At 61.9% G+C, this 16,689-nt stretch carries 16 protein-coding genes; 4 read left to right on the forward strand and 12 right to left on the reverse strand.

Annotated features, from left to right (window positions below; all coding sequences use genetic code 11):
• The 5 genes from TZ03_RS03110 to TZ03_RS03130 form a co-directional block, all read right to left on the reverse strand.
• The gene (locus TZ03_RS03110; RefSeq protein WP_051095686.1) at nucleotides 1-1,176 is read right to left on the reverse strand and encodes a thiolase family protein; all 1,176 of its coding nucleotides are present in this window, start codon (nucleotides 1,174-1,176) and stop codon (nucleotides 1-3) included.
• The gene (locus tag TZ03_RS03115) at nucleotides 1,173-2,078 is read right to left on the reverse strand and encodes a 3-hydroxyacyl-CoA dehydrogenase (RefSeq protein WP_051095687.1); all 906 of its coding nucleotides are present in this window, start codon (nucleotides 2,076-2,078) and stop codon (nucleotides 1,173-1,175) included. The genes TZ03_RS03110 and TZ03_RS03115 overlap by 4 nt, the downstream gene beginning before the upstream one ends.
• On the reverse strand, nucleotides 2,075-2,941 hold the full coding sequence (locus TZ03_RS03120; protein WP_051095688.1) for a fumarylacetoacetate hydrolase family protein: 867 nt from the start codon (nucleotides 2,939-2,941) through the stop codon (nucleotides 2,075-2,077). Before TZ03_RS03120 ends, TZ03_RS03115 begins: the two co-directional genes overlap by 4 nt.
• Nucleotides 2,941-4,005, reverse strand: coding sequence for an amidohydrolase family protein (locus tag TZ03_RS03125; RefSeq protein WP_051095689.1), 1,065 nt, complete (start codon nucleotides 4,003-4,005; stop codon nucleotides 2,941-2,943). The genes TZ03_RS03120 and TZ03_RS03125 overlap by 1 nt, the downstream gene beginning before the upstream one ends.
• Before the next feature lie 321 nt (nucleotides 4,006-4,326).
• Nucleotides 4,327-5,064: a TetR/AcrR family transcriptional regulator gene (locus TZ03_RS03130; RefSeq protein WP_051095690.1), complete on the reverse strand. Its 738-nt coding sequence runs from the start codon at nucleotides 5,062-5,064 to the stop codon at nucleotides 4,327-4,329.
• 183 nt (nucleotides 5,065-5,247) lie between these two features.
• Between TZ03_RS03130 and TZ03_RS03135 the strand changes: the two genes are divergently transcribed.
• Nucleotides 5,248-6,879: an ATP-dependent acyl-CoA ligase gene (locus TZ03_RS03135; RefSeq protein WP_051095691.1), complete on the forward strand. Its 1,632-nt coding sequence runs from the start codon at nucleotides 5,248-5,250 to the stop codon at nucleotides 6,877-6,879.
• Nucleotides 6,880-6,933: 54 nt separating this feature from the next.
• On the opposite strand, the gene TZ03_RS03140 is transcribed toward TZ03_RS03135, so the two are convergent.
• Nucleotides 6,934-7,734, reverse strand: a complete 801-nt coding sequence (locus tag TZ03_RS03140) for an SDR family NAD(P)-dependent oxidoreductase (RefSeq protein ID WP_051095692.1) — start codon at nucleotides 7,732-7,734, stop codon at nucleotides 6,934-6,936.
• A 99-nt stretch (nucleotides 7,735-7,833) separates the two neighbouring features.
• Between TZ03_RS03140 and TZ03_RS03145 the strand changes: the two genes are divergently transcribed.
• Nucleotides 7,834-8,577 (forward strand): DUF2889 domain-containing protein, encoded by a 744-nt coding sequence (locus TZ03_RS03145; RefSeq protein WP_051095693.1) that lies wholly within the window; start codon nucleotides 7,834-7,836, stop codon nucleotides 8,575-8,577.
• Nucleotides 8,578-8,604: 27 nt separating this feature from the next.
• On the opposite strand, the gene TZ03_RS03150 is transcribed toward TZ03_RS03145, so the two are convergent.
• The 4 genes from TZ03_RS03150 to TZ03_RS03165 form a co-directional block, all read right to left on the reverse strand.
• Nucleotides 8,605-9,180: an aromatic-ring-hydroxylating dioxygenase subunit beta gene (locus TZ03_RS03150; RefSeq protein ID WP_051095694.1), complete on the reverse strand. Its 576-nt coding sequence runs from the start codon at nucleotides 9,178-9,180 to the stop codon at nucleotides 8,605-8,607.
• A gap of 95 nt (nucleotides 9,181-9,275) precedes the next feature.
• On the reverse strand, nucleotides 9,276-10,676 hold the full coding sequence (locus TZ03_RS03155; RefSeq protein ID WP_051095695.1) for an aromatic ring-hydroxylating dioxygenase subunit alpha: 1,401 nt from the start codon (nucleotides 10,674-10,676) through the stop codon (nucleotides 9,276-9,278).
• 111 nt (nucleotides 10,677-10,787) lie between these two features.
• On the reverse strand, nucleotides 10,788-11,789 hold the full coding sequence (locus TZ03_RS03160) for a fumarylacetoacetate hydrolase family protein (protein ID WP_051095696.1): 1,002 nt from the start codon (nucleotides 11,787-11,789) through the stop codon (nucleotides 10,788-10,790).
• Nucleotides 11,786-12,487, reverse strand: coding sequence for an SDR family NAD(P)-dependent oxidoreductase (locus TZ03_RS03165; protein ID WP_051095697.1), 702 nt, complete (start codon nucleotides 12,485-12,487; stop codon nucleotides 11,786-11,788). Before TZ03_RS03165 ends, TZ03_RS03160 begins: the two co-directional genes overlap by 4 nt.
• A gap of 135 nt (nucleotides 12,488-12,622) precedes the next feature.
• Between TZ03_RS03165 and TZ03_RS03170 the strand changes: the two genes are divergently transcribed.
• Together TZ03_RS03170 and TZ03_RS03175 are read left to right on the forward strand one after the other, a co-directional pair.
• A complete protein-coding gene (locus tag TZ03_RS03170) occupies nucleotides 12,623-13,021 on the forward strand; it encodes a Zn-ribbon domain-containing OB-fold protein (protein WP_046786390.1) in 399 nt (132 codons plus the stop codon).
• On the forward strand, nucleotides 13,021-14,211 hold the full coding sequence (locus TZ03_RS03175) for a thiolase family protein (RefSeq protein ID WP_051095800.1): 1,191 nt from the start codon (nucleotides 13,021-13,023) through the stop codon (nucleotides 14,209-14,211). Before TZ03_RS03170 ends, TZ03_RS03175 begins: the two co-directional genes overlap by 1 nt.
• 9 nt (nucleotides 14,212-14,220) lie before the next feature.
• Here TZ03_RS03175 and TZ03_RS03180 read toward each other — a convergent pair whose 3' ends face one another.
• Nucleotides 14,221-14,991: an IclR family transcriptional regulator gene (locus TZ03_RS03180; RefSeq protein WP_374700445.1), complete on the reverse strand. Its 771-nt coding sequence runs from the start codon at nucleotides 14,989-14,991 to the stop codon at nucleotides 14,221-14,223.
• A 107-nt stretch (nucleotides 14,992-15,098) separates the two neighbouring features.
• A complete protein-coding gene (locus TZ03_RS03185) occupies nucleotides 15,099-16,679 on the reverse strand; it encodes an MFS transporter (protein WP_051095699.1) in 1,581 nt (526 codons plus the stop codon).
• Between the last annotated feature and the right edge of the window lie 10 nt (nucleotides 16,680-16,689).

Consider the following 16,689-nt stretch of genomic DNA (forward strand, 5'->3'; position numbering starts at 1 on the left):
TTAATCGAGCCGCTCGATAAGGGTGGCGGTGCCCATGCCACCGGCACAGCAGATGGCCTGCAGGCCGAAGCGGCCACCCCGGCGCTCAAGCTCGTTGAGCAAGGTGGTCATCAGGCGCGCACCGCTGGCCCCCAGCGGATGTCCCAGGGCAATGGCTCCCCCGTTGACGTTCAACTTCTCATGGGTTACGCCAGTTTCCAGCATCCACGCCAGCGGCACCGAGGCAAATGCTTCATTGACCTCGAACAGGTCGATGTCATTGATGCTCAACCCGGCCTTGGCCAGCACCTTGCGAGTGGCAGTAATCGGCCCGGTCAGCATCAAGGTCGGGTCAGAGCCAACCGTGGTGAAAGCGCGAATGCGCGCACGCGCCTTGAGCCCAAGTTTTTTCGCCGTGTCGGCATTCATCAGCAGCAGCGCGGCAGCACCATCGGAGATCTGCGAAGAATTGCCTGCGGTGATGCGCCCGGACTCGGGGCGGAAGCTGGTCTTGAGCGTCGCCAGCTTTTCCCGCGAGGTATCCCGGCGAATGGTTTCATCGCGACGCAACACACCAGCCGGCTCGGCCAGTGATTGCTCCTTCAGGTCATCGACCACGACCTGCACGATCTCGTTGTCGAAATACCCCGCGTCGCAAGCGGCCGCAGCGCGCTGATGGCTGGCAAAGGCGAAGTCATCCAGGGCGTCGCGGCTGAGCGACCATTGGTCGACGATCCGCTCGGCCGCCTCGCCTTGGCTGGTCAATTCATAGCGTTGCACCGCCATCCAGCCGAACGCCTCGCCGTGAAGGTCTCGGTTGCTGCCCATCGGAACGCGGCTCATGTTTTCCGCGCCACCGGCCACTACCACATCCACCGCGCCACTGGCGATGGCGCCAGCGGCCAGGTGCACAGCGACTTCACCCGAACCGCATTTACGGTCGATGGTCAACCCGGGAATGCTGACCGGCCAGCCTGCACCCAACAATGCGGTACGGGCGATATTGGCGGACTGCTCACCGATCTGCGTCACACAGCCGAAGATCACATCTTCGACCTGCTCAGGAGCCATATCTACGCGCTCCAGCAAGCGGCTGATCACCAGCGAGCCCAGATGATCGGCGCGCACTCCCGCAAGGCTGCCACGAAACCTGCCGATGGGCGTGCGCACCGCATCAACGATAACGACCTCGTTCATAGTGCACTCGCCTTGAGGCCGGACCCCGGAACCTGCTTGCCATCGGCATAGCGATACACGCCCTGCCCTGTCTTGCGCCCCAGGCGTCCGGCCGCAACCATCTTGATAATCAGTGGGCAGGGGCGAAATTTCTCGCCCAGGGTCTGATGCAGGTAGCGCAGCACCGACAATCGCGTATCCCAGCCGGTCAGATCGCCCAGCTCCAGCGGCCCCATCGGGTGATTGAAGCCCAGGCGCAGTGCGGTATCGATGTCTTCGGCGGTCGCGGTGCCTTCTTGGAGCATCCACATCGCCTCATTACCCAGCAGCGCAGACATGCGACTGGTGGTGAGCCCTGGCGACTCATTGACGATGATGGAGGTCTTGCCGATCTGCTCGCACAGCGCGCGCGTGCGTATCACCACCTCGTCGCTGGTGGCCAGGCCACGCACCAGCTCCACCAGCTTCATCTTGTGCACTGGGTTGAAAAAATGCATGCCGATGACCCGGTCGGCACTGTCCACCGACGCGGCAATTTCGGTCACACTCAGGGCCGAAGTGTTGGTGGCGATGATCGCGTCGGCGGCCAGCAGCGGGGCTGCCTGGCTGATGACTGCCTTCTTCACCGCCAGTTGTTCGGAGACGGTTTCCACCAGCCAGTTCGCCCCGCTAGCGGCTTCGCTCAGGTCACTGGTAGTCAGCAAATTAGCCAGTGATTGCTGCGCCTGCTCCTCGCTGACCTTGCCCAGACGTACGCCATCGCCAAGGACCTTTTCGATGCTGGCCCGCGCGTGGGTCAACGAGGCCGGCTTAGTATCGACCACGACGGTGGCGAAGCCGGAACTGGCGAAAGCATGCGCAATGCCGGTGCCCATCAAACCAGCACCCACGACCACTACTTTCTCTTTATTGTTGGTGTTCATGTCTGGCTCTCGATTGGCTGCGGTTTTTTACCGACTACATTTCGCAATGTGCCGATGCCTTCGACGCTGGCTTCAACCACGTCGCCCTCCTTGAGATACAGCCCTGTGCCCATGCCCACGCCCGCCGGCGACCCGGTGAACAGTACGTCGCCCGTGGCAAAGCTGGAGCGTTGCTGCACAAAGCTGATTAACTGCCCCACGTCCCAGGTCATCTCCGCGGTGGAACCATCCTGGCGAACCTCGCCATTGACCTTCAGGGTCAAGCGCAACCGCGGGGAGCCCTCGGCAAACTCGTCCTTGGTGACGATCCACGGGCCCAGGCCCGTGGTCCGGTCCTGGCTCTTGGCGGCGAACAGGTCCATGCCGATGCCGGGCGGCCCGCTGCGCTGCAGGTCACGCGCACTCACGTCGTTGCCGACGGTGTAGCCCAGCACGCAGGCCATCGGGTTTTCGACGTCGATCTCGCCCGTACCGATCACCACCACCAGTTCAACCTCGTGGTCGAGTTCTTCGGTCAAGGGCGGAAAGCGTATTGGGTCCCTGGCGCCGATTAACGCACCGTAGGCCTTGAGGAATGCGACCGGCTGCGCCGGTGCATTCAGTCCGAACTCCACCAGGTGCTTGGCATAGTTGGCGCCCGCCACCACTACCCGATTGATCGGTTCGATCGGTGGCAACAAGCACACTTTCGACAGCGCCAGCGCCGGGCCGGCGAGCCGGACGGAGCTGATGCCCCGCCCCGCCGCCACGCCCGGAGCCCAGTCCCTGAAGTCGCCGGAAATAGGGGTTACCTGGTCCTGGGCGACATCGACCACGGCCCAGAAAATACCGACCGCTGGATGCTCACAGCGTGCCAACTTCATCAGGCACCTACCTTGCCCAGCTTGGTGGGATCCAGATGCAGCAGGCGGCAGGCATTCTCATAGCGGATCTTGCGCAGATCGGCATCCGAAAGCTTCAGGCCATGGGTCAGGTCATGACGCACCGCATCGCTGCCGCCGAAGTTGCTGCCGTACAGCACATGGTCGGCACCGATGATATCGACCAACGCCTGGCGCATCGGCACTTCGTGCAATTCGACATCGAAGTAGAAGTTCTTCATGTAGTCGAGCAACGGCTTCTTGTTGTATTTGACGTCCAGGTTCTCGTTGGTCTTGGCCAGGCGCCCAAGCTGATACGGCACGTAGCCGCCGCCGTGGGTGATGTACACCTTGAGGTCGGGGAAGCGGTCCAGCACGCCACCGCAGATCAGGTTCCAGAAGCAGCGACTTTCGTCGTACTGCATGCCGACGATGGCGGTGGTTTCGTAACGGTCGTCGTTGGCGTTCTTGCCCCAGGTGACCGACTGGTTGTAGCCGTGGATGAACATCGGCAGGTCCAAGTCGCAGAGGGTGCGCCACACCACGTCAAGCTCCGGCGAATCGAACTCCAGCCCGCCGAAGTTGGCGCCACCGGCCACCATGCCCTTGGCCCCCAGCTCGGTACAGGCATAGCGCAGTTCGGCGGCGGCCGCCTCGGGCGCGTTCAACGGCACGTGGGCCCAGAACATCAGGCGGTCCGGGGCCGCCGAGCAGTACTCAGCCAGCGTCGTGTTGACGGTACGTGCAAATGGTACGGCGAACTCGGCCTCGGTCCAGTACATGTAGCAGTGCGACGGCACCGAGATTACCTGCAGGTTCTGCCCTGCCGCATCCATGCCGGCCAGGCGGACTTTCGGATCCGCCCAGCGCGCGAAATACTCTTCAAGCTTGGGGCCGTTGCCAGAACGCACGGCAGCCTTACGCTCAGGCGAACCGAGCCCCAGAATCCATTCCCCCACCCGCAGCTTGATATCGCCATCGGCGTGCTGTTCGAAGAACGGCCCCCAGTGCGGGTGCTGGTTGTAGTAGCCCGGATGGGGTGCGTGAGCGTGCAGATCGATAAGCATGTGCAGGTACCTCGAGGTTGGCACTTTTTTGTTGGTTTGCAGCAGGGCGCCTTTGCGCGGTCACGGTCAACCGACGCGGGAAGGGGAACAGCAAGGCTCGCTACTAGGCCAGAGCTTAAAATTAATTTGAGCATAAATCAAAATTCTGTTCATATTATTTTCAGGCCACCCTGAAACCCCCGAGGCAGAGCCTGCCCCAACCTAGGCAAGAGGGCTTGAACTGACCAACAAGCGCGAAAATGAGGAAGAAGAATTTCGACAAACCACAAAAAACCCCCGACTGACGGGGGCTTAGGGTGTACCGAATGGCGAAAGAAGGTTTCAGCGGCGGGTGCGCGAGGTAGACCCCATGATCAATGCGCCAAGCAGCTTTTTCACGCGTACCGGGAATAGTCGGCGTCCCGCCGCCTCCGGCACCAGGACTTCGCTCAACACATAGCGAATGATCATTTCGCAGATCAGCTCCCGATCCAGGCGTACGCCCAGGCGGTCGTCCCAGTCATCGAAGACAATGCCCAGGCCATCCTGAAAACGCACGATCGAGTCGTGGAAAATTCGCCGAAAGAACCCCAGCGCATAGTCTGGCGCCACCACCAGCAGGCGCCGCGCACGGCTTTGCTCAAGGTAGTTGTCGAGGTAGGCGAACAGTGCGTTCAGCCGCGCTTCCGGGTCACTGATGTGGCCCAGTTCCTGCGACAACGAGGTGTGGAAGCTTTCACGCTTGTGCCGTGAGAAGGTGTCCAGCAGGTCTTCCTGGGAAGAGAAATAGCGGTAAAAGGTACCGCGCGATACACCCGCGACCTGGCACACATCGAGAATGGAAATGCGATCGGCGCCTGACATCAGCACCACTTCTTCGGTCGCCTTGAGGATGTTGGCGATGGTTTCTTCCGAACGGCGATTGGGCTTGACCTTATTGCCTGACGTCGCCGGGCCATTGCGTCGCTCGACGGTCTTGACGGCTTTGGCGCCGCTTGCAGGGGCGTCAGGTGCGGCTTTTTTTCTGGTTTTGGCAGCGGCCTTAGGCGCTTCTGCCAGCTGAGTAGCATTTTTTGGCATGGACTTGCAGGCTCGTGGAGAGTAATGATGAGGCAACGTTAGCACAGAATCTGCGCACAAATAATCGTATATGTTCAACTTTATGCTAAAGACAATTTGATATTTTGCATTTAGAATCAGGTTCTCTATTTAAAACAAAAACCAGGCAGACCAGCAGTTTCGGGGCCTAAACGGAGAAAACTCATGGGTAGCAGTGGGAATCCAGACACTTGGGCGGTAGGAGAACGAGACACGGTCATTGATGCGCTAGACCGTGCGGTGGCACGGCATCCGGAGCGAATCCTGCTGGATTTCAGCGGAGAATTATACACATACGGTGAAGTTGATTCACTTTCGACAAGAATGGCCAACGCCCTGGCGTCGCTCGGCATCAAGCCGGGTGAAACTGTACTGACCATGCTCGACAACAATATCGATGCGGTCATCACCTGGCTGGCCATCAACAAGCTGCGCGCAGTAAGCGTGCCGATCAACACGGCACTCAAGGGCGAGTTTCTGCGCCACCAGATCGCCGACACTGGCACCTCGCTGGTGATCTGCGAAGCTGCCTACCTGCAGCGCATCACACCGCTGGCAGAACAGCTGCATGACGTGCACCACATTTTGCACCGCGGCACCCCCGACAGCGTGCCCGAGTGCGCGATTCGCATTACCGCGCTGGACAGCTATCGCGGCCAGGACGCCACCCCGCTGGCCACTAAGCCGCAACCTTCCGATCTCGCCTGCCTGATCTACACCTCGGGCACCACCGGCCCGTCCAAAGGCTGCATGATCAGCTACAACTTCATGTGTAACCTGGCCCGCCTGCAATTGCGTGCCGGACCTGCTAGTGCCGATGACGTCACCATCACACCGCTGCCGCTATTCCACATGAATGCCCTGTGCGTGTCGATCATCGCCAGCATTCTGGTGGGTGCACGTGCCGCCATCCTGCCGCGCTTTTCGGTGTCCGGCTTCTGGCCGGAAGTGGAACGCTCGGGCGCCACTATCGCCTCGATTCTCGGCGGCATGGGCGGGCTCCTCGCACAGGCGCCAGACAACGAGGCCATGTTGCGCTGCGTCGGGCAAATACACACCGCTCGCGGCAACCCCTATACCGAAGAAACCAAGAAGATCTGGCGCGAACGCTTCGGCACGCCGCTGGTGGGTGGCAACGGCTATGGCCTGACCGAAGCCTGCGTGATCACCTCGCTGGCAGCCGGCGAATATGCAGCGCCCGGCTCCTCGGGCAAACGTATTGCCGACTTCGATGTACGCATTGTCGACGACCTTGACCAGGAAGTACCCCCTGATACCGCCGGTGAAATCGTGGTACGCCCACTGCGCCCGGACATCATGTTCCAGGGCTACTGGCGCCGGCCGGAAGACACCCAGAAGCTGATGCGCAACATGTGGTTCCATACTGGCGACATCGGCAAGTTCGATCATGACGGCTTCTTCTACTTTGTTGACCGCAAAAAGGACTATCTGCGACGCCGTGGAGAAAACATCTCCAGCTTCGAGATGGAGGCGGCCTTCGGCGTGCATCCTGCCCTGGCCGAAGTGGCGGTACATGCGGTGCCGTCCGACAAAGGCGAAGATGACGTGAAGGTCACTGCAGTTTTGCATGAAGGCGCCACGCTGCACCCCGAAGACCTGTTCCACTGGGCCGTGGAGACGGTGCCCTACTACGCCCTACCGCGCTACATCGAGTTTCGCCCCAGCTTGCCGAAGAACCCACAGGGCCGTGTTTTGAAATACCTGCTGCGCGACGAAGGCAAAACCTCTACTACCTGGGACCTCGAGACTACCTCGATCAGCGTTGCCAAGAAGTAGCCGCTTCACCCAGCACGCGAAAAGCGCGGCACTAGCCGCGCTTTTTTATTGGCTTCAGTATTCGCGCACGGGGATGCCTTTGGGCCGAGAGTTGTAGCCAGGCAGGTGCAGACCGCCGTCGACGTGAATGGTTTCGCCGGTAATGAAGCGCGACATCTCGCTGGCCAGGAACACCACCACCGGGCCGATATCGGCCTCAGGCTCGCCACAACGCCCCAGCGGGCGCATGGAAGCAGACATTTCAGCGAACCCCGGGTTCTCTGCCGCCAGCTTGTGGAAGGTGGCGCCCATCGCGGTGGGCGCGATAGCGTTGGTGCGAATGTTGAAGCGCCCCCATTCGGAGGCCGCGCTGCGGGTCAGCCCCACGATGGCCGACTTTGCGGTGTTGTAGTCGCCATGCAGCCAGGCACCGATCTCGATATCGATCGAGTAGAAGTTGATGATCTTGCCGCCCCCGCGCGCCTTCATGTGCGGGAGCGCCGCCTTCATCGCCCACCAGGCTGCCCACACGGTCGAACCCAGTGTCTGCGCGAGCATCGCATCGGTCTTGTCTTCCAGCAACACGTTGGGCGTGGGCGCAAACGCGTTGTTGACCAGTATGTCCAGGCCACCGAACTCGTCTACGGCCAGTTGCACCGCGGCTTCGATATCGGCCTTGCTGCAGACGTCCGTGCGGATGAACACCGCCCTGGCGCCAAGCGCCTTGAGATCCGCTACCACCGCTTCCCCGCTGGCTTCATCCAGTTCTGCGACCACCACCGCAGCTCCCTCTTTGGCGAAGTTCAGCGCGATGCCTCGGCCGATTCCGCCCCCTGCGCCGGTAATCAGCGCGACCTGTTCGTTCAGCAGGGCCATAACCGCTCCTTTTCTTGTTTTTAGTGAACATTATAGTATTTAGTGTTCAAATATAGCTGATTTCAGCGCCCCTCACACCCTTTGCAAAAGGACACCAGGATGACTGTATTTCGACGCCGCGTAGACATCATTGCCCACGCAGACCACGTTCGTGCGGCCCTGGAAGATGATTTTCACCACTTTCGCGTATGGGCCAGCCACACAGCCGGCCATGTCACGGCCATCGGTGGCGAAGCGCTGCGCTACCCCTATTCGCTGTGCCCGCAGGCAGGCGACCAACTGCAGGCGCTGATAGGCATGCCACTGGCGCGCATTGCGCATTCGGTCACCCGGCACACTGACGCCAGCCATCAATGCACCCACCTGCTCGACCTGGCCGGCCTGGCTATTGCGCGCGCCGCCCGCGGCGCCGGCGAGCGGCGCTACGAGATCCAGGTCGGCGCACGTATCGACGGGCGTACCCGCGCCAGTCTGAGCTGCGACAGCGGGCAGGTCCTGAGCTGGGAAGTGAACGGTACGATGATCGAAGGGCCGCCACCCTATGCTGGGGTCAACCTTCGCGAAGGGATGGCGCGCTGGGCGTTGGGCACCCTCAGCGAAGACACCGCCGAAGCGTCGCTGCTTCTGCGCCGTTGCACGCTTATATCGATGGGGCGCGCCTACAACCTCGACGAACAAGCCCACGCCGTCAGCAGCGGTCGCTGCTACAGCCAGCAACCGGCCCGCGCCGAACAGGCACTGCGTATGCAGGGCTCGACCTTGGATTTCAGCAACAACCCACAGGCATTGTGCGCCCAGGACCAGGCGTGGCTGCGTGCCATGCCCGGTGACCACGCGGCGTGACACGCCGAGTGGCCTTTACACGACGCTTTAGAGGAAGATGGCCAGGTTGGGTGTGCCCAGCACCGCCTGGTCCAGAATCACCTCGCGCCGCGCCAGCTTGAACCCGGCCGCCCCCAGGCGCAGCACATCGCGCCGCTCACCGCTGATGATGTCGACGTGGTGGTCTTTGAAACGGCTGCGCGTGAGCAACAGGTAACTGGTGACCACGAACTCGTCAGGCTTCTGCGTTTCCTCCACGAACACGTTGGTCACCAGCCGGCGGGTACGCGAAGGCGGGTCTTCTGCCCAGGCGCTCTTGCCGGACAAGCGCAGGATGCGCCCCATCATCGAACGGTAGTCGTCGTGGTAGTGCTGCACACTGCGCACGATGGTGGTCTTAAGTTCCGAGGCCAGGCGCGTTTGGCGCAGCGGCACTGTGTAAACCAGGTCGGTGTCCAGGCGCTCGGCCCATTCCTGAAGGCGAATCTGGTCGAGCAAGGTGGCCTCCTCGAAAAGGAAGGTCACTACATCGTTGTAGACCGCCGACCCCACCGGCACTCGCCGTGTGCCGACCGGGGAGCCAGGCTGGATCTCCTCCACGCCGCGTTGCTGAACCTGCGTCATGAGCAATTCCTCATTGTTGTTCTTCTACTTGAAGGGTGACGAGTTGAGGCGACAGCACAGGAAGGGCCGCTTCGAAAAGCGAGCCTCCCCCATGCTCATGCCTCATCCGCGGCAGTCATCAGTTCGTGCCAGTACAGCCACCAGTGCCACTGCGTGTCGTCCTTGGTAAAGCCTTCGTTGACGATGCCCGGGCCGGGCCAGCCTTCAGGCGCACCCGTCTCGTAGCAGGCCTGATACTTGAGGGTGCTCTTACGCCCCATCGCGCCCTTGGCGGCCAACGTCATGTGCGGCCAGGTATCGGAGTCATCCTGCTCGACCATGCCGGAGGTGCCGAATAGTTGAATGGTCTGCTTGAGCATCTTGTCTCGCAGCTCTGGTGGCGCGTCCTTCTCGGCGAACACCCAGTTGACGAACTCCAACTTGTCAGGGCCTTGCGGCACATAGGCGTGCAGGGTCATGGAACCGACGACGCTGCCGTCGGGCTGTGGAATGTAGACAAACCCAAAAAGAATATTCGGGAACATGCCACCCACTTGTGGAGGCATGCTGGTGAGCACCTGCAACTGCTCGTCGCTCAGGTTGCGTGCCAGCTGCTCGACCATCCCGGCGGTCATGCCGGCAGGTGGCAGTGCTTCAAGCTTCTGCTGCACGCTCAGCTCGGCCGGATCCAGGCCGGTAAGGCGCTTGATCTTGCGGGCCAGGTCGATGCAACGCAGGGCATGGCCATGCGGCGAACTGATCTCGACACCGATCATTTCCGGGCTCAGGTCGGCGGTTTCACCCTCGCCCTTCTTCGCATAGTTGCCCACCTCGCCCAGCCAGCGGTGCAGGGTCAGGGTGTGGAAGCCGTCCGCGGCGGACTGCTCGCCAGCGGTTTTCCAGTTGGCGTTGACGATGAAGCGCTGAGGCGGACCGAGCACTTCCATGCCCTTGTCGGAACGACAGAACAGCATGTCGTAGTACCACTTAGCGTCGCCCAGAAACTCCTCGAAGGACGGCCCCTCGGTGTTCCAGGTGGCAAACACCAGGCCGCCGTACAACGTGACCCGCGCCTTTTTCAGCCCCAGCTCCTCTTTAGGCATCATCTTGCCGTGCATGCACTCGCGCTCCACCGGCGAACCGATGAAATCCCCGTTCGGACGGAATGCCCAACCATGGTAGATGCATTTATGGATCTGAGTGTTGCCGCAATCGGCGGTGGTGATGCGCATGCCGCGGTGCGGGCACACGTTTAAGGTGACGAAGACCTCGCCTTGTTTGCCGCGGGCGACGATCACCGAGTCAGAACCCAGGTCGCGAACCATGAAGTCCCCGGCGTTAGGGATCTCCGTTTCATGGCCCAGCAGTACCCAGATCTTGCCGAAGATCTTTTCCATCTCCAGCTCGTAGATTTCACGGTCGGACAGCACGCGCATCTGCACTTCGCGAGTGTTGGGGTAAATGAGGTCAGAGACCTTGGTTCCATCAGACAATACGGGGCTTGTTCTTGTTAGCATGATTGCCTCCTGCTCAGGGTGTCACGGCGGGTCCGCAACGAATATAAGACACTTTATTAATTTTTGTATACTTAATTTACGTTCAAAAAAGAGACCCTTGGCGGTCCAGTATCAGGCCTCAGTAGCCGCCTTGCGGCCAACCTGGGTGCGCAGCATGCCGATACCGTCGATTTCCAGCTCGACCACATCGCCAGGCTTGAGGTAGCGCAGCTGCTCCAGGCCACAGCCGTTGCCTACCGTGCCCGAGCCCAGGAACTCGCCGGGGTATAGAGTCTCGGAACGCGAAACATGGGCGATCACGTCTTCGAAGCGCCAGCGCATGTCTCGGGTGTTGCCACGCCCCCACTCCTCGCCGTTAACCCGCGCCACCATGTTAAGGTCGTAGGGATCTCCCAGTTCATCCACAGTCACCAGGCATGGGCCCATGATGTTGGCAGTGTCGAAGTCCTTGCTCTTGGCTGGGCCGAGCATGCCAGGCATTTCCAGAGCCTGGGCATCGCGGGCGCTCATGTCGTTGAAAATGGTGTAACCGACGATGTGCGCGCCAGCGGCCTCACGACTGATGTCCTTGCCCCGCTTGCCGATGTAACAGCCGAACTCCAGCTCAAAATCCATCGCGCAGCTGAAGCTGGGCCACTGAAACTCATCGTCGATGCCCACCACGGCAAAGCGATTGCCCTTGTAGTAGATGGGCTGCTTGTTAAAGGTCTCGATCACTCGGTCGTCGGCACGCGTATTCATGGCCTTGAGGGTCGCTTCGGGATCGTCGGTACGCAGCGCTCGGGCGCGCCGTGCGGCGGCAAAACTCTGGCGCAGGTGCAGTTCGAAACAGGAGCAATCGCGTATTTGCGGTGGTGGCTGGATCGGTGCTCGCAACTTGACCGCAGAGCGCTCCAGCACAGCCGCCGAGGGCGCCTTGGCTACCAGGGCGCGGGCCAGCTCCAGCGCCGCATCACCGCCTTCGACCAACGCAAGGATGCTTTCCAGAACGGGGCTGTCGCCCCCTTGCATCACCCGATAGGCCGTTTGCAGATCGAGCACCTGGCGATCCTGGTCAAGCAGTGCACCGGCACGGTCAACGCCATTGGCGTCCGTATAAGTAACCAGCCTCATACCCTACCGCTCACAGGCAACAACGCGCCGGTCACGACCGCCGCTTCATCGGACAATAGGAACGCGACCACCCCCGACAGTGCCTGCGGGGTCACCCAGCGGCTGCTGTCGGCGCCAGGCATGTCAGCGCGGTTGGCGGGGGTGTCGATGATGCTAGGTAATACCGCGTTCACCGTCACACCACGGTCTTTCAGCTCCTCGGCCAGGGCTTCGGTCAGCCGGGCCACTCCCGCCTTGGAAGCAGCATAGGCGCCCATGCCGGCAGCGGCCTTGACCGATGCCAGCGCGCCGACATTGACGATTCGCCCGGCGCCGGACTGCAGCAGGTAAGCCAGCGCCGACTGGGCGCTTACCACGGCGGTGCGCACGTTCATCTGGTACAGACGGTCCCAGGTGTTCAGGCTGCCACCCTCGAGGGTTTCCCAGGCAAACCCGCCGGCGACATTGACCAGGCCATCGACGCCGCCCCAGTGCGCTGCCACCTGTTCGAAGGCGGCAGCGGCCGACTCGGTCGAGGTCAGATCGACGCCGCCCAGCCGCAGCAGGTTGTGCGTATCGAGCAGGTCGGCAGGTGCCTCGCTGCGGTCCAGCAGGGCCACTCGCGCGCCCTGCGCCAGCAAGTACTTGCCCAGCGCGCTGCCCAAGACACCGAAACCGCCCGTGACGACTACCCTTTTGTCCAGTAATGACTGGGACATAGCCAAATCCTCTTGTTGTTTTACCGCGCGAACGGTCGATTCGTGCTTTCGCCTGAGCCAATATATGACACTTTTCCAAAATATGTGCAAATGATACTGTGTGACTCCATGTCAAACATTCACCACGGACTGCTGATGCCTAGAAAACTCCCTGCACTGAACGCCGACAACCGCGCCTTCTGGCAAGGCGGTGAAACGGGCCAGTTACTGATCCACCGCTGCGCCGCGTGCAGCCGCTACTTTCACCCGCCTGCTCCGCTCTGCCCGCAGTGCGCCAGCTTTGAGGTGGGCCCCGAAGTGGTGTCTGGCCGGGGCAAGGTGCTCAGCTTCACCATCAACTATCAGGGTTGGACGCCCGACCTAGAGGTGCCCTACGTGGTGGCGATCATCGAACTCGCCGAACAGGCCGGCTTGCAGTTCATCAGCAACGTAGTGGGCATGCCGGTCACGGATGTGCACATCGACATGCCGGTTCGGGTCAGTTTCCTCAATGTCGAGGACGTGTGGCTGCCCCTGTTCGAGAGGGCTCAATGATGTTCGATCACCGTTACGAAAAAGACGTGGCCATCACCGGCATCGGCCAGTCGGAAGTCGGCCGGCCGTCGGACAAATCAGCCATGCGTCTGACCCTCGATGCGTGCCTGCAAGCGATTGCCGACGCTGGGCTGCAACGCAGCGATATCGACGGGGTGGCCTGCTGGCCCGGCGACAACAACAATGGCGACCCGTTTTCCCCGGTGGGGCCCAGCGCACTGAAGAGTGCACTGGGGCTCAACGTCAACTGGTTTGGCGCAGGCTACGAAGGACCGGGTCCCCTGGCTGGGGTGATCAACGGGGCGATGGCGATCGCCGCCGGGTTATGCAAGCATGTGCTGGTGTTCCGCACCATCACCGAAGCCTCGGCACGCGCAGTCAACCGCCAGGCCGGCGCCTTGACCGCCAAAACCCAGGGCCGCGACAACAGCTACGCCTGGCAATGGTTCACCCCGTTCAATGTGCATTCGGGAATCAACCTGATGGCCCTGTATGCCCAGCGCCATTTTCACGAGTACGGCACCCGCCCCGAGCAACTGGCACAGATCGCCCTCACCTGCCGACGCAATGCCATGCGCAACCCCAAGGCGGTGTACCGCACGCCCATGACGATGGACGACTACATGAACGCGCGGATGATCTCCTCGCCCCTGCGCCTGTTCGACTGCGATGTGCACTGCGATGCCTCTACCGCGATCATCCTGTCGCATCGCGATGTCGCCCAGGATCTGCCGAACAGGCCGATCCGCATCGAGGCGATGGGCGCCGCGCTGAACCAGCCCTGGTCGTGGGACCAGATTTCACTGACCCGGATGGCCGCCTTCGATGTCGGCCAGATGATGTGGGCGCGCACCGACTACACCCCGCAGGACGTCGGCTCAGCGCAGCTGTACGACGGCTTCTCAATCCTGACCCTGATCTGGCTGGAAGCCCTGGGTCTGTGCCCGGTGGGAGAAAGCGGGTCCTTTGTCGAAGGTGGAGGGCGTATCGCGCTGCAAGGCAGCTTGCCGATCAACACCAATGGCGGGCAGTTGTCAGGCGGGCGCACCCACGGGCTGGGCTACGTGCACGAGGCGTGCCTGCAACTGTGGGGGCGCGCCGAAGGCCGGCAAACCCGCGACCATGGCGTCAGTACGGTGGCCGCAGGCGGCGGCCCGCTGGGGGGCAGCTTACTGTTGGTACGCGAATAGCGACGGGGTTCAGTAGAGTACGCAGGCCACTTCGTTGCAGAACTCGATCAGCGCCTTGCCCATCTCGGCAAGGCCCTCTTCGTCGCGCTGGCCGCGGAACATCACCGCCGAAACGGTGAACTCGATGCTGTTGGAAGGAGAATAGATCGGCGCTGCCACGGCCAGGATACCGCCGGAAAAATGCCCATCGTCCATCGCCCAGCCGCGCTGGGCAGCCACTTTGACGTCCTCGCGGTAATTTTCCAGAGACAACGGCCGGGCCCAGCGGATCTTCTCGAAATTACTTTCCACCAGCGGGTCGTGCATGTCGAGCTGAGTGGCGAACAGTCGCCCGCTTGCGCCCATCAGGATCGGCAGTCGTTGGCCTTCGGCCATGTCGATGCGCACATCGGTGGGGCTGGCCGCGGAGCTGACGATCACGATCCGGTCCGGACTCATCTTGCGCCACAGCGTGATGGTCACCCGCAGCCGCGACGCAAGGTTCTGTAACAACGGCTTGGCCATCTGCACGCGATGACCCTGGGTCACCAGTTGCTCCACCAGGCGCGCCAGGCCGGAGCCCACTGAGTAGCGTTTGGACAGCGGGCTGAAATCGACCACATCCTCCTGCACCAGGGTACGCAGGATGTTGAAGCAGGTACTGGGGTTGATGGAAAGCTGCCGGGCGATATCCAAGGAGCGTTCAGGTTTGCCGACCTGGCTCAGATGACGCAGGATGCGTATGGCGTTGGATACCGGCTTGACGAGGGTTGCATTGGCCGATTTGGCGGTGTCGCTCATGTCTGAAGTGTCCATACTGCGTCCGGTAACTAGTTATCACCAATATTCTAGCCTGAGAATTACTCGCCCCGTAAAGTTTTACATGGGAATTTACCGCGATCCGGAGCCTATGGATTCAGCGGCGGCTGGTAGATCAGCCGGCGGGTTTGCAGGTCTTCGCGGCGAAACTGCTGCAAAAGCCCTTCCAGGGCCAGGTCGGCCTGGGTCACCCGCACCTGCTGGCGCAAGTAGTCGAGCCAGGACTCGACGATGAACCGTTCGCTGTAGCGTTGCGTCTCGGCCATGTCGCGGTAGAGCCGCCAGTTCTGCGCGCCATTGCGCCGCCGCGCCTTGCCTACCGCATACACCGCCAACAGAAAATCATCTCGCTGCGGCGCAGGCACCTCGTATATCACCTCCACCGAAACCGGCCCGTCGGCGTGCGCCACTGGGGCCTGCAATTGAAGGTTGTCGGTCAGCGGCGCCTGTGCAAAGTCGGCTTCGTGGCCCAGCTCCACGCGGCCGTTACGCGTCAGTAGCACCCCGGCGTACAGGCACAGCGTCGACACCAGCAGGCTTGCCTGCAGCCCTGCATACTCGGCCAGCGCGCCCCAGGCGGCGCCACCGAAGGCCATCGCGCCCATCAGGGTCAATACGTACATCGACGCTACGCGGGCGCGCACCCAGTTGGCGGCATAGGTCTGCACCACCGAAGAGAGCGTGGCGTTGACCGCCATCCAGCCGAACCCGGCACACAGCATCATGATGCACACCACGTAGCGGTTGCTCGACAACGCAGCGGCCAGCGCGGAGGCGGCAAAGGCGGCGGTACCGCAGGCAATCAGCAGACGCAGGCCGAGCCTGCGATGCAGGCGAGGTGAATTCAGTGCCGCCAGTACCGCCCCCGCCCCCAGGAATGCCATCAGCAGGCCGTAGCCACCGGCGCTCATGTCCAGTTGCTGGCGCGCAACCAGGGGCATCAGCGCCCACAGAGCACTGGCGCTAGCAGTGAACACCAGTACCTGCTGCATTGCGCTGGATAGTACCGCCGAATGGCGAATGTAGCGCAGCCCGCTGCGCATGCCGCCCATCAGGGTTTCCGGCGGCAGCCCGTGGACAGGCGGTGCCGGCGCCAGGCGCAACAGAAAGAACATCACGGCGGCCATGCACAACGCTATCAGCACGAACACAGACGTGTTGTTCCAGTAGGCAATCAACGCCCCGGCCAAGGCCGGCCCCAGGGCACGGGTGGCGTTGACTGCAATGCCATTCAGGGCGACCGCTGCCGGTACCTGATCACGCGACAGCACGCTGATCATGGTCACCATCCACGCCGCCATACCCAGCGCGCTGCCGGTGCCCAGCACGAAGGTGAAAGCCAGCAGCCCCCAGGCTTCGAGGCGCTCGAGCCCGGCCAACAGGCTGAGCATGATGGCCGCGAACACCATCAGGCACTGGGTGACGATCAGCCAGCGGCGTCGGTCGACCAGGTCGGCGATCACACCGCCCGGCAGTGCGAATAGAAAGACCGGCAGTGTCACCGCGCTTTGCACCAGCGACACCATGATCGGTGAGGCGGTGAGCGTGGTCATGATCCACGCTGCGCCGACCGTCTGCATCCAGATCGCCAGATTCACCACCGCACCGGCCAGCCACAAGCCCCGAAAGGCCCGGTTGCGAAATGGCGCCCACGCCGAACCCTCGCTCATCATTGCTCCT

Source organism: Pseudomonas sp. 10-1B, from assembly GCF_000935045.1.
Taxonomy (GTDB): Bacteria; Pseudomonadota; Gammaproteobacteria; order Pseudomonadales; family Pseudomonadaceae; genus Aquipseudomonas.

Bases quoted from the DNA above. Each gene is read 5' to 3' on its own strand.
- TZ03_RS03110 (WP_051095686.1), bottom strand. From the start codon at position 1,176: ATGAACGAGGTCGTTATCGTTGATGCGGTGCGCACGCCCATCGGCAGG.
- TZ03_RS03115 (WP_051095687.1), bottom strand. From the start codon at position 2,078: ATGAACACCAACAATAAAGAGAAAGTAGTGGTCGTGGGTGCTGGTTTG.
- TZ03_RS03120 (WP_051095688.1), bottom strand. From the start codon at position 2,941: ATGAAGTTGGCACGCTGTGAGCATCCAGCGGTCGGTATTTTCTGGGCC.
- TZ03_RS03125 (WP_051095689.1), bottom strand. From the start codon at position 4,005: ATGCTTATCGATCTGCACGCTCACGCACCCCATCCGGGCTACTACAAC.
- TZ03_RS03130 (WP_051095690.1), bottom strand. From the start codon at position 5,064: ATGCCAAAAAATGCTACTCAGCTGGCAGAAGCGCCTAAGGCCGCTGCC.
- TZ03_RS03135 (WP_051095691.1), top strand. From the start codon at position 5,248: ATGGGTAGCAGTGGGAATCCAGACACTTGGGCGGTAGGAGAACGAGAC.
- TZ03_RS03140 (WP_051095692.1), bottom strand. From the start codon at position 7,734: ATGGCCCTGCTGAACGAACAGGTCGCGCTGATTACCGGCGCAGGGGGC.
- TZ03_RS03145 (WP_051095693.1), top strand. From the start codon at position 7,834: ATGACTGTATTTCGACGCCGCGTAGACATCATTGCCCACGCAGACCAC.
- TZ03_RS03150 (WP_051095694.1), bottom strand. From the start codon at position 9,180: ATGACGCAGGTTCAGCAACGCGGCGTGGAGGAGATCCAGCCTGGCTCC.
- TZ03_RS03155 (WP_051095695.1), bottom strand. From the start codon at position 10,676: ATGCTAACAAGAACAAGCCCCGTATTGTCTGATGGAACCAAGGTCTCT.
- TZ03_RS03160 (WP_051095696.1), bottom strand. From the start codon at position 11,789: ATGAGGCTGGTTACTTATACGGACGCCAATGGCGTTGACCGTGCCGGT.
- TZ03_RS03165 (WP_051095697.1), bottom strand. From the start codon at position 12,487: ATGTCCCAGTCATTACTGGACAAAAGGGTAGTCGTCACGGGCGGTTTC.
- TZ03_RS03170 (WP_046786390.1), top strand. From the start codon at position 12,623: ATGCCTAGAAAACTCCCTGCACTGAACGCCGACAACCGCGCCTTCTGG.
- TZ03_RS03175 (WP_051095800.1), top strand. From the start codon at position 13,021: ATGTTCGATCACCGTTACGAAAAAGACGTGGCCATCACCGGCATCGGC.
- TZ03_RS03180 (WP_374700445.1), bottom strand. From the start codon at position 14,991: ATGAGCGACACCGCCAAATCGGCCAATGCAACCCTCGTCAAGCCGGTA.
- TZ03_RS03185 (WP_051095699.1), bottom strand. From the start codon at position 16,679: ATGAGCGAGGGTTCGGCGTGGGCGCCATTTCGCAACCGGGCCTTTCGG.